The sequence below is a fragment of the Alkalihalophilus sp. As8PL genome (assembly GCF_040939795.1).
Taxonomy (GTDB): Bacteria; Bacillota; Bacilli; order Bacillales; family Bacillaceae_D; genus Alkalihalophilus; species Alkalihalophilus lindianensis.
Genome location: NZ_CP162551.1, coordinates 2,205,132 through 2,218,895, shown reverse-complemented (window position 1 = coordinate 2,218,895; position 13,764 = coordinate 2,205,132). Strand labels below are relative to the sequence as shown.

Genomic DNA, 13,764 nt, shown 5'->3' with positions numbered 1-13,764 from the left:
GAGAGGGATTAGAATCTCAGTGCTCTTTTTTATAGGTTTTCTAGATTATTAACTGATATAGGAATAATTTAGATTTTTCATATATAATAGCTGATAGATATTTATTGTTATATAAGGGGGTTAAGATCCATCATGAGTAATGAGATCCAATTACGAGAAGAGATCGAGCAGTTGCGAGAGACGATTAGGAAGAATGAGATAGTAATAGCGGATTTATCCGCCCCTATTATTCCATCGATCATCCCTAGTACGATACTCGTGCCTTTAACAGGAGCATTAACGAATGAGCGTTTTTCCTCAATTCAAACGAAAATTTTAACTCGTATTCAAACAGAGAAAGCCGATACTGTCATTATAGATTTTACAGCGATTACGTACCGAGAGATTGATCAGCTTGGAATGGAGCATTTGGGTGACCGGATTACTCAACTAAGGGATTCTTTAAGGCTGATGGGTGTGGAGACGATCTTTACTGGGTTTTCTTCAGGCTTAGTGCAAGAGATGGTAAAGTCCAATATTGATACAAGTCAATTCGTTGTTCATTCTACCTTCCGTACTGGGCTTCAGTATTTGATGAAGAAAAAAGGATTAAAATTTGTTGAAGTCCAACCTAACTGATTAAAGAACCAGTATCTACTTATATGATGCTGGTTTTTTATTTTGGAGAATTACTCTTCTTCTGGTGAAATCGTGTAACCTAGCTTTTCAAGCAGTGAGGCGACCGCCGCATAGCTGATCACATCATCTCGCTCAAACTGGCTTAGATGATCCAGCAATTCTTGAATGGAAATATCTTTTTTAATCATCGCCAGTGCCCCCTTTGTTGCTTTCTTACTCTTATATAATTCATATACCCTCATATAGGTATTTATACACCTTTTATTTGGCGGAATTTGTCGGTTTTCATAGTAGGAATGTAGGAGTTTTCTAATATTTTCTACGTTCGCCCGATTTTTAGCTGGTTTGCACGGATTTCGACCGATAAACAGCCGTGAGTGGACATCAAAAAGCCGACTACCTCTAAAAGTAGTCGGCTTTTTTCTCTTAAATCACGCTATATTGATAATGTGGAAGCTCCACTCGGAAGGTCGTGCCTTCGTTGCTGCTCTTTAGCACCTTGAGTTCGCCGCGGTGCTCGAAGATGAGCTTTCTTGAAAATGGTAGTCCAACACCCATTCCATCGCCTTTTGAGGACATAAATGGGTCGAAGATCTCTTCCCATTTTTCAGGTGGGATTCCTTCGCCTGTATCGGTGAAATCGATGATGATGCGGTCGTCCTCGATGATGGTTTCAATTGTAATTTGTTTGTTGAGACGATTTTCTTGAATCGATTCGGCGCTATTTTTGATTAAGTTGATAAAGACTTGTTTTAAATACGTGCCGCTGACATAGGCTTTAAGCGGAGTGAATGGCAGGTCTGCACTCACTTCTATCTTTTTACTATCTGTTATATCCGAGGTGATGTCGATGGCCTCATTCAACAGCTCGTTTAGGTCATAATAGGCAAAGTTGATCGCTTTCTTTTGCAGGTACTCATGATAGCTATGAGTGAGGTCCTCTAATTGGTTGCTGGCCATTTGGATTTTCCGGATCATGTCTTGACCTTCTTTTGATAAATCATCATTTCGTGGTAGCAGGGTTGAGTAGGCTTTGATGATTTGTAGGTTGTTTTTGACTTCATGTATCAGACTGGTTGCCACATTTCCTGAGTAATCGAGCTTTTTCTGGCGTTCGATTAGTTGATGGTACTTGATGGTCGTTAAGTTATTCAGCCTCACAAAGGAAAAGATAATCGTCGAGGTGAAGATGATCACGCCTACGCTTCCGATCAGCGATCCTGTCGTTGGATTGAAATTGATCATCGCGGTGAGAAAAAGAAACAGCGTACATAGGGCGAACGTACTTAAAAATGATTTTAAATAGACATTATGAATCCCTTTTGAGACAAAGAAAATTATGATTAATAGGACGATTGCCCAAAGAATATGGATTAGGTAAAGAACGTGCAGTGGACCGTATTCTGGGAAATAGAACGTGTTGGGCATTAAGTGAATGCCTTGTTCGACTAATCCAGTGATACCGAGTTGGGTCCAGTTGACCACGTAGACGAATACACTCCACGTGATGAGAATAGCAAAGGCTGTTCGATTAAAAATCACTCGCATCACACGGTATTGTACGGTATTTTCAATGCTTGGTATATGCTTTTTCACAATTAAATAGGCAATATAATAGAGGAACGGCACCGCAAAGGTCGGGCCAGCTCGAAATAGTTTAAAGAGCATGAGAATCGTTTCTTCTGATAACACTCCTGCCATGTAAAGTACCGCAATATTCACTTGCCACAAACTAACTGCAAGCATAAATAATAATAAACCGATTCCGAGTTCAGATCGGTAAATACGTAATACATTTAAGGCGAGCACCGTCGGTAGTGCACCTATGGTAATAATAAATAAGGAGATCAACATAGCTCTTCATTCCCTTGCTCATTCATGATGTCTATTCTAGTTCTTGGCTCATGCGTCTATCTTATCACGATTGATTAACAAATAGATGGATTTTCGACATTTTTCTGGAAGGATCTCACAGCAAAAAACCAGCACATCATCATGTGCTGGTTTCCTCTTAATTATTTCCCGCAAAATAATCGACAATATATTCGCTCCACACTGTGTGTCCTTTTTTATTTGGGCGATAGTTTCCGTTTGGGACTTCGAGTAAATATTGCTTGAGCTGTTCATCCTCTGTATCTGGCCATGCACTCCAATGGTCGAGATACGGTTGGTCCTCCTCTGCCATAAATGCCGCTAACGCCTCTGCTTGTTCTTGGTAGAAGTTCGGTTGATAGAGCGGATGCGGTGGTTGCACAACGACATAGGCACCGATTTGTTGGTCCATCGTGCGGATGATCGATGATAGATTTAATAATGTTTGATCAAGTGTTATGTTTGAATGATCATTTAGTAGAAACGGTTCAAACAAAATGATGTCTGGTTTCATTGTTTCGACCTCTTGTAGGGCCTCGCTCGCATAGAACTCACTTGTTGTTAGGTCTTTGTAGCCTGAGAGGTAGTTTACATCAAATGTGTCTTCACCGTAAATATCATTTAATTCCTCTTCTGCAAGTTCTGTCCACGATGGAATTTCAACGGTCTCACCATTCTCAAAAACCTCTCCCTTACTATGAGCATCAGAACCAATTACGGCAACACTGATCGTCTGGTTGTTTTTAAATTTTGAGACGATTTGATTTTTCTTTTCTTCATATTTTGGATGATCAAGAGCATCCGCTAATGTTTCACCCAGTTGTTCTTCTTGCTCAAGTTCAGAATAGAAATAATCGATTGCACCTGCTTCTACTTCTGTAAGAAAATCATCATGTTTGAACATATATAGCGCGACTAGCAGCACACCTAATGCTGCTAGTGGGACAATTGATTTTAATAAATTCATAAACATGTTCTCCACCTCTTTCGTTACTCACTGCTTCTTGCTTTCCAAACTCCAGAGCGTCTTTTGTCTGCTGCACCTGTTACCTCTAAGTCGTCACCGAATTTCGATAATACTTGGACACCACCATAGAACATATCGGAGTTGTGAACTTTTACTAAGTAGCCTTTATTTCTTAAATCACTCACAAGAGCATCAGGAACATTTTCTTCGATATAAATTTCATCATCCTCTACGATAAAGCGTGGATGATCGAGTGCTTCTTGGAGCGAGATGTCATCAAACATCGCACGAACCATCACTTGGGTCAGCACTTGTGGAATCCGTCTTCCACCAGGTGTACCAATGCCAATCACTTCATTCTCGTCCTCATTTCGAATAATGGTTGGCGTGATAAAGCTTCTCGGACTTTTATTTGGCTCATAGGCATTCGGTGATTTTTCATTTGAACTGAAATTGGCTAGTTGATTGTTTAAAAAGAAGCCCTCAATCATATTTCCCGAACCAAAGAAATTGCTTAATGTATTTGTAGCCGAGACGACCATGCCTTTTTCATCCATGATGACAAAATGGGTTGTATTGTTATGGTTGTTTTCATCGGCTGGTGTGTCATTGACGTCAAACGATGCCGAAAGCTCCTTAGTTGAAATATTTTGTGCTAGCTTTTTTGAGTAGTCTGCGCTCGTTAAGGTTTCTGTGGCTACTTCGTTAAAAGCTGGATCACTGATGTTCGATAGGCGGTTATTATAGGCTTGTTTCGCCATTTCACCTAGTAAATGAATATAGTCAGCCGAATCTCTATCGATTTGATCGACTTGAAATTTTTCAGCCATTTGTAGCATTTGAATGAGTGTCACGCCTGCAGTTGGCGGTCCTGCTGAATAAACCTCATAGCCGTAAAAGCTTCCTTTAGCAGGCGCTGATTTGACGACTTCGTATTCTTCGAGATCTTTCTTTGTTACATCCGAGTAGTTGTCTGCCACTTTCTCAGCCAACTCCCCCTCATAAAAGTCATTTAACCCGTATTCTTGAAGATGTTTTAAAGTTTCGGCGAGTTCTTCTTGTTGCAAGGTTTCGCCGCCTTTAATCGCTTCTCCACTTGGGAAGAAGTGACTCGCTTTATCTTCATCAATACGATGTCTCGCTCCGTGGATCCGTTCGCTTAAATACGTATCAACAACAAAGCCATCTTCTGCAATTTCGATAGACGGTTCGAGTAAATCATACAAGCTTTTTAAGCCGTAATCATGATGAACATCGCGCATCCCTTTGACAAGTCCGGGAACTCCTGTGCTATTTTTCTTCCCATCTGCCGGGGCGGTTTCGCGGTAATCATAGACGACCGGCTCCTCCCCGCTCTCCGGTAAGACCAGCATCGTCCCCCCACCGCCAATACCAGAACCGTATGGCTCGACAACTCCGAGAGCAAAGGAAACGGCAACAGCAGCATCAACAGCATTTCCGCCTTGTTCGAGTACACGCATTCCGACTTCAACTGCGACTGGATTCGAGGAACTGACACCATATCCTTCTTTATGCGTTTCTTCGTTCATGCTCATATCTACCTTCTCCGATTCTTCCAAATCTGACTTACTCCCAAAAAACATAAAGCCTACGCTTACTAGTAGGACGATGAGTAATAGAGTGGTCATTTTTTTCATAAAAATCTACCTTTCTCTAAGCAAACAGCCCAAACAAAAGAGATGGTCTCCTTTTATTTGGGCCAGGGAACCAACGATTTTATTCATTCACTGTGGTTGCCACTTGATTCTGTTCTTCTTTTGTTGCCATTCGGTCCAAGACATGACTGTGATCAACCTCAAAGATTAAGCGATCATCTTGTTGTATGATGCTCTCTTTGTTTTCAGTATCCTTTGTCAGCTGCCTAAAAATCTTGCTACGGTGATAGAAGCTAAATACACCGTCTACTGGAACCGGCTGTGCTTCATAAATACGAAATGGAACAAGCTCGACTTGGGCTTTACCATCTGGCTTCAGGTCATATTGGGCAATCGCTGTATCGCGCGTTCTTGTCCAGCCTTGGTCAAAAATGAAATTCCCGATCGAATAGAGAATTAACGTGTCATTGTAGACATCTACTGATTGGAGGACATGTGGATAATGCCCTATCACGATATCTGCTCCCGCATCAGCGAAAGCTTTCATCAACATTTCCTGACGTGTTGTTGGCGAGCTATCGTACTCTTGCCCGGCATGAACATGGACGACAACGAGATCAGCTTGACTACGTGCCTCGCGAATCAGTGGTAAGGCTTCATTTGGATCCGTTGTTAGCACGTTTGATGCCATTGACGGTTGAACCACATCCGTAACGCCCACCGTCGCAACGTCTAAGCCGTTATGCTCGGTGTAAGAAATACTTTCGGCTGCGTCATAATCCCCTGCAATCCCAACTGCCTCAACCTCAGAATGTTCTAACGTTTCCAATGTTTCCTGTGCTTCTGGCGTGGCTTCTTCAAATGAGTGATTATTTGCCAGGTTTACGACTGAGAAATGTGCGTCTTCAAGTGTTGAGATGGCTTCTTTGTCAGCCACAAGACTCGAGAGCTCTTTTTGATCTAGTGGTTTTGTGCTTTCTTCATCTAGAACAGGACTTGTTAAATTCCCTGTGACATAATCAGCGGCTTCAAAATACGGCTTTGTGTAAGCAAACATATGGTCATAACCGTGACGGTCCGCTACTTTTTCCACATGACGGCCAAACATCATGTCTCCAACAAGCGAAGCAGTAAAGACTGAATCGTCTTCTTTTGCCACAGTTGGTATATCTGCTTGGCGAATCAGGCTTGTACTAGCCAAAATGATAAAACATAAAATAAAGGCAATAATCGAATGTTTTTTCGCATGCACTTTATGCTTTTTTGTGCTCATTAACACTTTTTCTGGGAAGGTAAATTTTCTTTTTTGACTCATATTAGCCCGCCTCCCCTACAATAAGTAAAACAGCGAAATAATCGCAAATGTGATCCCGCTAAGTGCGAGTGTACTTAATACTGTTGGCGCCACACCTTGTTTTTGAATGGTGTTTGCAATTAATCCGGGCACGATGACGCCAAGTCCCCTAAACTCATGGATCTCAAAGGGCATGACCGGATAAAAGAAGTCGAAGACGAGTTTTAACACAATCCCCGTCGTTAACATCGCAGCAAATTTTCTGCGACCATACAAAATCGTTATTTTAGAAATGCCGTATACGACAATTAAATACGTTAGAAAACTAATCGAAAAGATAAGTAGTAAAAACACAGGTTGGTCAAAGACTAGTGCTAAATATCCCGGCACAATTAGCCCTGCAGGCATAATGCCCGTTTTTTCAGCATAGACCAAGCTGAGTACGACACCAATTACGAGTGCCACATATAAATCTGTACCAAACACCTAAAGCTCCCCCTCGTCTAGCTTGCTATTCTCTTCACTTTAAATTGTTGTAATCTCTCAATTAATGGTTCTGCTGCACCGTGGATGTTTCCGACACCGTATATTGTCGTTGATGCCATTACATCTTGTAAGTAGTCAGCCACTTCATCGGTAGATGCTCCTTCAAAATTGACTAACTCCTTGGCCGGGATGATGCCTTCTTCATAGGCATCGATAATCGGCGAAACACTCTCCCCAATGACGACAAGCTTGTCGGTTTCGATATACGGAAGGACATCTCTTGCAAACTGCTCTGTTCGTTCGACACGGTCCTCACGGCAATTCATAATAATAATGGGCTGTTTAGTCGGATATCCCAACATCTCAACACGCTTCCAAATGTTCAATGTCGATGCTGCATCATTTGCGGCGAATCCATTAACAAAGAAGGACGTTTGGTTTGAGTGATCATCCATTGGAATGATCCTCATTGCACCAGGATCCGGCTGAGCATTTAACATGCCACGAAAGGCTGTCTGTTCATCAATCCCAAGCGCTTCAGCCACAGCTAGGGCTAGTGACGCATTTTCAGGGAAGACCATGTATTCAAACTGCTTTAGAAAACTCTCTGAAATTTTCGAGTTATCCGCTACGATGACTTTCGTATTCCGTTTTGCTGCAATCTCCTTGTAGTACTCTGTGTAAGGACTCTCTGTAATAATGAGGTGTCCGTTATAAGGAATTGTTGCAACAAAAGCTTGTGCAACCTCATCAAGGGTTGGTCCCATTACATCCATATGATCCTCAAGTACATTTACAATCACGCCGATGTTTGCTTGCACCATTTCCTCTTGGAAGGTGATCTGATAATCGGGATTTACGGCCATGCACTCACTGACAAGCACCTCGGCCTCCATATCTGCCGCTTCTTTCACTACAATACGTTGCTCACGGATGTTAGGGCCTTCAAGACGGCGCTTGATCGGCTTTTCTTCAGGTGTATTCCAGTAAATCATTCGTGCTGATGTACCTGTTGTTTTTCCTATTGTTCTCTTGCCTGTCTCCGTAATCACCCCAGTAATTAGGCGCGTGACGGTCGACTTTCCTCTAATCCCATTAACATTGACACGAATCGGAATCGAGTTGATGTTGCGTTTGTGGATAATTTTCTCTCTGATTCCCAGCGCTAAAATCACCAATATGAATAGGGATATCGGTATAAAAGCCATTCCATATACCTCTTTTCTGTTGTTATTTACCATCGCGAGACCCGTTTATAGCATCTGCACCGCTTCAGGTCTCCGATCGCTCACCAATTTGAAATATTCATGAACAATGGCTTGCCATAGCACATTATAATCAATAGGTGGTAGCTTTGGCTCTCCTTCAATCGAGCTGATTAAAAGTAGAACATCAGTCATAAGAATTTGGCTAACACTGACATGAATGGAAGGTTATCACGCGAAAAAGGTTGTGGTTCTCAAAGCGGGGAGATAGGGCATAAGCTACCGTTTTCACATTAAGGTCTTTATCGATAAGGATTACTGCGTTCTCTGTCAGATTTATCCACGATTTTTCACATTCAAGTACTATGCGACCAATGCGATATAGAGAGTTTTTGATAATGGTGGAATTTGGCTGTTTGGGCGGAATCAGATAAGTATGGAATGGTATATTTCCATATTATTACTGATAGTTTGAGTGGAAGCGGGGCATATGGCGGATGGGTGGGGTGCAGATGAAGAGAAGAGGTGTTGTAATTTCCAGTATTTCGCTGCATTTGTTCGAATTAATGTCTGAGAACAGTAGCACTTTCCAATATTTTGATGCATATGCTAGAATGATTTTGATTTTCGCTGGATAAATGGCTGTTCTGCTAGAATATATCCTAACTTTGTTAAAATAACTGCTTATATTGCTAGAATCATCTCACCTCATCACAAAAAGAGTGCGCCGCAGCGCACTCTTTCTTACTTATCACTCGGATGCAGCACCGTTACTTGTTCTGGTTGCTCGGGATCAAAGACAAATTCGAATTTTCCGCCTCGATTTGGGGTAAAAGTTAATTCACCGGTTGAGTGTGCTCCGTTGATGACATAGTTGAATGTCACAGTTCTTTTATTCTTAAGGTGAATGCCTTCTGAGCGCCACACCCCCGCTGCCTCGTCATAGGTTAATTCGACACCATTGGCATCAGCGATGTGCAAAGTAACGTTCTCCACATTCTCTTCTTCTACTACAACATATGCTGCAAATGAATTCCCTTCAATTGTGAGCTCATTTGCTGTGATGGTTTCACCAGTGAGCACATGTTGAAGAGTAAGCTCTTCGTTTAATGGAACTGTTGCTTCTGCTCCTTTATTGACTGCAACAATCACACGTTCCTCATCATTACTGCGTTCAAACACAAGACCATCTCGCGTTGAAGAATGAGCCTGGAAATCTCCTGTTCTTAAGGCTGAGTGGTTGGCGCGTAATTCAATAATTTCTTGATAATGCGTCAGTAAATCTTGATCTTGCTCCTCCTCATCCCAAATCATCCACTCACGATACCAACGATCTTTCCATTCCGTGTAGTCATTATGGTTGGCACTTTGCGAAAGACCAACCTCTGTTCCGTAATAGATAACCGGTGAGCCTGGAAGCATAAATTGCGTAAAGGATGCTAGTTTCAGCTTGTCGGTGTCATTGCCTGCTTCATATAAAAAGCGTGGCAGATCATGATTATCTAGGAACGTCGTCATGATGTATTCAGGATGATAGACTGCCTCGTTTTCCTTCACATATTGCACAATGGATTGCATCGAGCCATCAAAGGCAAAGGTTCCTTTAAACGTATCATGGAAACCAAAGTCTAGAGACCCGTCCAGTTTTCCAGCATAGGTTGAAATCTTCTCGCGAGAATCCCACACCTCACCAAAGACGTACATGTCTGGATCAATTGACTTTACTTTGTCACGGAAATCGACCCAGAAGCTGTAGCTTGGTCCTTTGGCATAATCAAGTCGTAAGCCATCGAAGTCTAATTCCTCTAACCAAAATGGAACCACTTCATTGAGCATGTAATCACGAGCTTCGGCGCTGTCATTGTTAAACTGCGGCAATTCTTCAATGCCATAAAATGTTTCATATGTGCCATCTTCATAAAATGTGTACCAGTCGTAATAAGGGCTTTCTTCCCCTTTTTCGAGAGCATCTTGGAAAAATGGGTGCTGACTCGATGTGTGATTTGGCACAAAATCATAAATGACTTTCATATCACGACTATGCGCTTCCTCAATTAATTCCTTCAGCACTTCAACTGTTCCAAAATTTTCGTCCACCCCTGTAAAGTCAGTTGGGTGATAGCCGTGAGAATAAGGTACTTCAAAAACAGGCGATAGCCAAAGCGTATCCACACCTAGCTCTTCGATGTAGTCAAGCTTTGCGAGAACGCCTTCAATGTCGCCCCCCATCCAATCTTTTAATGCCTCTTCCATTGGCAAACTAGGGTCAACGTCGAAGTTATTGTCGGGGTTTCCATCAAAGAAACGATCGACAAAGATATGATAAATGACAGCATCCTTTGCCCACTCTGGTGAGGTGTAGTTTTCGACATAGTAAGCAAATTCCGTTGCTTCTTCAGCTTGCAAGCTATTCGTATCGGCAAATTGCGAGCCTTCGCCGTTTGAAGCCCAGACATCAACCACGTATTTAACAGGCGTTCTGTCGGCTTGCTTTGGAATCAAACCTTCAAGCGTCGTCTGATTTACATTGTCTTCTTTCGTTGTTTCAGTGATTCGAAGTGGAGCAAACTCTCCAACTTCAGCTTCTCCTCGACCACCAATAGGAGAGGCTCCGTCTGTTGTAAAGTAGATGCCCCCTTCATCAATTGGGCCATAATGCTCTACTTCAACGGTAATCATCACATCATCATTTGGAGAAGGAATAAATGGATCATGCTTAAATTGATGGGAGACATTTTTGGCTACAGGTAAGCCTGTCCATTCATCAACTGTATCCTCTACTACTGTTCCTTCTTCTGTGAAGGTAGCGACTCGGTTTGTCTCTCTCACTTCACGATATTTCTGATCGCCTAACCCATAGCGGTACTGAATCTCTTCTCCAGCATTCCCTTGTAAAGTAACCGAATAGATCTCACCATCTCGCTCTAGTGGCGTTACACTATAATTGAAACTATTATTACTCGTTGCAACGGTTGGTACGACCCAGTCAGGTGTATCTTCCGGAACCGTTAATTGGAGAGTAATAGACCCATCATATTCAGTCGCAGGTCTAACATCTACTTTCCTCTCATTGTGTGGATCAAAATAAAATTGATACTCCCCATTTTGCGGTACTGAAAATCGTAAGTTTTCACCCGATAACCAGTTATTATCCATCACAAATTTATATTCAAACTGCCTGCCACCTGCTAGTGACACAGGCTCACTTACCCATAATTCTTCTGCCTCATCAAATGTAAGTGGATGATTGTCCCCATCCCACCTCAATGGTGATTCTCCGCGCAGTACGACTTTTTCGTACACTTTGTCGCCAGCAGCTTGTACCTCACTCGTTTGTGCAAACGGTTGCACAAGAAGCGATAATAAAAGGCTTAACATCACAATCCAGACTACACTCTTTTTCATATTATTCTCCTCTCATTCTCTTATTTACAGCATTTTTGAAAACGCTTACTAGCTTTATTGTATGATGGGTACAAATGTCAATGCAACAATTTTCTGAAAAATAGGCAATCGGTTGCACAAACGACGAGAGCAGGTCTTAAGAAATAAGTTGAATGAGATCATTGGACAGTCTTTATACTTAGTTCTTTAACACTATTAGCGAGGAGGAGTGTGTTCACTCCCCGTATAACTTCCCTTCCATCTCTTCATGTACAAAGCAAAGCCTGGCCTCGCTATGATTGATTAGTAGGCCTTCTTTTTTTAGCTTCGTTAAGGTTCGATTGATGGTTTCCCGTGTTGTGCCGATCATATTAGCTAGTTGCTGGTTCGTGTAATCGGACTTGATCACCGTCGTGCCATCCTCTAGCTTACGTCCATTCGTTTCGCCTAGTCGGATTAAAAGTTTGATCACTTGTTCATATGTATTGTTCAAAATTTGAGCCTCGAGGCGGTCTTGTAAGTCGACGATTTTCTTACCTAAGACGTTGAATACTTGAATGCAAAGCTCTGGGTTGCTTCTTAAAATGTTTTCAAAGTCACGAATCGGAATGACGACGAGCTCGGCTTGCTCAAGCACTTGCGCAAAAGCTGGGTAGCCTCCTTTACGGAAGAAACCGACATGTGGAAACATCTCCCCTTCTTTTAAGATCGCGACAATTTGTTCGCGTCCTCGACTATCAGCTTTGTAAATTTTAATACGGCCGCTGTAGATAAAATACACATTTTCGATCGGCTCACCTTGCATAAACAGATGACTACCTTTTCCCCACTCACGATGGATCGAGATACCGACAATTTGACTCAGTGATTGGTCATCAAGCCGGGCAAACAACGGGAAATGAGTTAACAACTCTTTAATCGTATCCGTGTTCAAAACAGGGGTCCCCTCCTTCACCAATTAGACACATCATTTGTGATTTAAATCACACCTTAACATGTCGCTCACCCCTATAATCATAAGTGTAAAGATCAGACACGCAAAGGAGCGAGTGCACATGTTATCTAAAGAAACTATTTCTATTATAAAGTCTACAGTTCCGGTATTGGAAGTCCATGGCACAAAGATTACTACTCGTTTTTATCAATTGTTATTTGAGCGCCATCCTGAACTATTAAATATATTCAATCATGCCAATCAAAAACAAGGGCGTCAGCAAACAGCTCTAGCTAACTCTGTCTATGCAGCTGCTGTTCATATCGATCGACTAGAAGCGATTTTACCAGTTGTTAAGCAAATCGGGCACAAGCATAGAAGTTTAGGGGTAAAAGCTGAGCATTATCCGATTGTTGGAGAGACTCTACTTGAGGCAATGAAGGAAGTACTTGGAGATGCTGCAACCGATGAAATCCTCGGTGCGTGGGGTGAAGCATATGGTGTTATAGCTGATGCCTTTATCGGGGTTGAAAAGGAAATGTATGAAGAAGCTGAATCACAAGTTGGAGGCTGGGCTGACTTTAGAGAATTTGTGATCGCTAAAAAAGTAGTGGAAAGCGATGTGATTACATCCTTCTATTTACAACCGTTTGATGGCGGGGAGATTGCGACTTACCAAGCAGGGCAATACGTAACAGTCAGAGTGCAGCCAGAAGGCCTCGAGCATACTCACTTACGTCAATACAGTCTATCTGACGCATCAGGAAATGACTATTACCGCATTAGCGTCAAACATGAGAATGACGGGGTTGTCTCCCCGTATTTACACGAAAAAATGGAAGAAGGCGACAAGCTAGAGTTAAGTGCGCCAGCGGGGGATTTCGTTTTGGATACAACTAGCGAAAAGCCAGTTGTGCTCCTTAGCGGCGGCGTTGGCGTAACACCGATGATGAGTATGTTAAATACGATTGTACGTGAGCAACCAGCCCGTAAAGTCACCTTTATCCATGCAGCGCAAAACGGTTCGGTGCAAGCATTTGGCGAACATGTCGAGGAAGTGGCTGAAACTCATAAAAATGTGAACAATTATGTTTGCTTGGCTGAACCTACTAAGGAAGATGTGGCGCGTGGCAAATATGACCTTCAAGGATTGATTGAGCTCGGCTGGCTGCGCTGTGCTCTAGCTGATGCTGGAGACGATGCGGATTACTACTTCTGCGGCCCGGTGCCGTTTATGAAAGCGATCAAGCAGTATTTAGCGGAGTTGGGCGTTAGTGATGAGCGTGTCCATTATGAGTTCTTTGGACCAGCTGCGAGTTTGGATGCAGCTGAGACGGAGTCGTTTTCCAGATAATTGCAGTGTTTGGGCATAAAATGCAGGAATTCGT

Annotated in this window: 11 protein-coding genes; 2 read left to right on the top strand and 9 right to left on the bottom strand. The window is 42.5% G+C overall.

Features of this window, described 5'->3' with window-relative positions; genetic code table 11:
• The first annotated feature begins 132 nt into the window (after positions 1-132).
• Positions 133-618 (top strand): STAS domain-containing protein, encoded by a 486-nt coding sequence (locus AB3N04_RS12780; protein WP_368503131.1) that lies wholly within the window; start codon positions 133-135, stop codon positions 616-618.
• A gap of 50 nt (positions 619-668) precedes the next feature.
• On the opposite strand, the gene AB3N04_RS12775 is transcribed toward AB3N04_RS12780, so the two are convergent.
• From AB3N04_RS12775 to AB3N04_RS12735, 9 genes are all read right to left on the bottom strand, one after another.
• Positions 669-806: a hypothetical protein gene (locus AB3N04_RS12775; protein ID WP_368503130.1), complete on the bottom strand. Its 138-nt coding sequence runs from the start codon at positions 804-806 to the stop codon at positions 669-671.
• 238 nt (positions 807-1,044) lie between these two features.
• On the bottom strand, positions 1,045-2,472 hold the full coding sequence (locus tag AB3N04_RS12770) for an ATP-binding protein (protein WP_368503129.1): 1,428 nt from the start codon (positions 2,470-2,472) through the stop codon (positions 1,045-1,047).
• Between the two features lie 157 nt (positions 2,473-2,629).
• Positions 2,630-3,457 (bottom strand): SGNH/GDSL hydrolase family protein, encoded by an 828-nt coding sequence (locus AB3N04_RS12765; protein ID WP_368503128.1) that lies wholly within the window; start codon positions 3,455-3,457, stop codon positions 2,630-2,632.
• A 23-nt stretch (positions 3,458-3,480) separates the two neighbouring features.
• On the bottom strand, positions 3,481-5,115 hold the full coding sequence (gene ggt, locus AB3N04_RS12760; protein ID WP_368503127.1) for a gamma-glutamyltransferase: 1,635 nt from the start codon (positions 5,113-5,115) through the stop codon (positions 3,481-3,483).
• A 79-nt stretch (positions 5,116-5,194) separates the two neighbouring features.
• Entirely contained in the window at positions 5,195-6,388 is a 1,194-nt protein-coding gene (locus tag AB3N04_RS12755; RefSeq protein WP_368503126.1) for a CapA family protein, read from the bottom strand.
• A 15-nt stretch (positions 6,389-6,403) separates the two neighbouring features.
• On the bottom strand, positions 6,404-6,853 hold the full coding sequence (pgsC, locus tag AB3N04_RS12750; protein WP_317121701.1) for a poly-gamma-glutamate biosynthesis protein PgsC: 450 nt from the start codon (positions 6,851-6,853) through the stop codon (positions 6,404-6,406).
• A 17-nt stretch (positions 6,854-6,870) separates the two neighbouring features.
• Positions 6,871-8,061 carry a poly-gamma-glutamate synthase PgsB gene (pgsB, locus tag AB3N04_RS12745; protein WP_368503125.1) on the bottom strand — a complete coding sequence of 397 codons (1,191 nt, stop codon included), beginning with the start codon at positions 8,059-8,061 and terminating at the stop codon, positions 6,871-6,873.
• A 741-nt stretch (positions 8,062-8,802) separates the two neighbouring features.
• Positions 8,803-11,463, bottom strand: a complete 2,661-nt coding sequence (locus tag AB3N04_RS12740) for a glycoside hydrolase family 13 protein (RefSeq protein WP_368503124.1) — start codon at positions 11,461-11,463, stop codon at positions 8,803-8,805.
• Between the two features lie 214 nt (positions 11,464-11,677).
• Positions 11,678-12,376 (bottom strand): Crp/Fnr family transcriptional regulator, encoded by a 699-nt coding sequence (locus tag AB3N04_RS12735; RefSeq protein ID WP_368503123.1) that lies wholly within the window; start codon positions 12,374-12,376, stop codon positions 11,678-11,680.
• Positions 12,377-12,497: 121 nt separating this feature from the next.
• Between AB3N04_RS12735 and hmpA the strand changes: the two genes are divergently transcribed.
• A complete protein-coding gene (gene hmpA / locus AB3N04_RS12730) occupies positions 12,498-13,730 on the top strand; it encodes an NO-inducible flavohemoprotein (RefSeq protein ID WP_368503122.1) in 1,233 nt (410 codons plus the stop codon).
• The last annotated feature ends 34 nt before the right edge of the window (positions 13,731-13,764 follow it).

Bases quoted from the DNA above. Each gene is read 5' to 3' on its own strand.
- AB3N04_RS12780 (WP_368503131.1), top strand. From the start codon at position 133: ATGAGTAATGAGATCCAATTACGAGAAGAGATCGAGCAGTTGCGAGAG.
- AB3N04_RS12775 (WP_368503130.1), bottom strand. From the start codon at position 806: ATGATTAAAAAAGATATTTCCATTCAAGAATTGCTGGATCATCTAAGC.
- AB3N04_RS12770 (WP_368503129.1), bottom strand. From the start codon at position 2,472: ATGTTGATCTCCTTATTTATTATTACCATAGGTGCACTACCGACGGTG.
- AB3N04_RS12765 (WP_368503128.1), bottom strand. From the start codon at position 3,457: ATGAATTTATTAAAATCAATTGTCCCACTAGCAGCATTAGGTGTGCTG.
- ggt (WP_368503127.1), bottom strand. From the start codon at position 5,115: ATGAAAAAAATGACCACTCTATTACTCATCGTCCTACTAGTAAGCGTA.
- AB3N04_RS12755 (WP_368503126.1), bottom strand. From the start codon at position 6,388: ATGAGTCAAAAAAGAAAATTTACCTTCCCAGAAAAAGTGTTAATGAGC.
- pgsB (WP_368503125.1), bottom strand. From the start codon at position 8,061: ATGGCTTTTATACCGATATCCCTATTCATATTGGTGATTTTAGCGCTG.
- AB3N04_RS12740 (WP_368503124.1), bottom strand. From the start codon at position 11,463: ATGAAAAAGAGTGTAGTCTGGATTGTGATGTTAAGCCTTTTATTATCG.
- hmpA (WP_368503122.1), top strand. From the start codon at position 12,498: ATGTTATCTAAAGAAACTATTTCTATTATAAAGTCTACAGTTCCGGTA.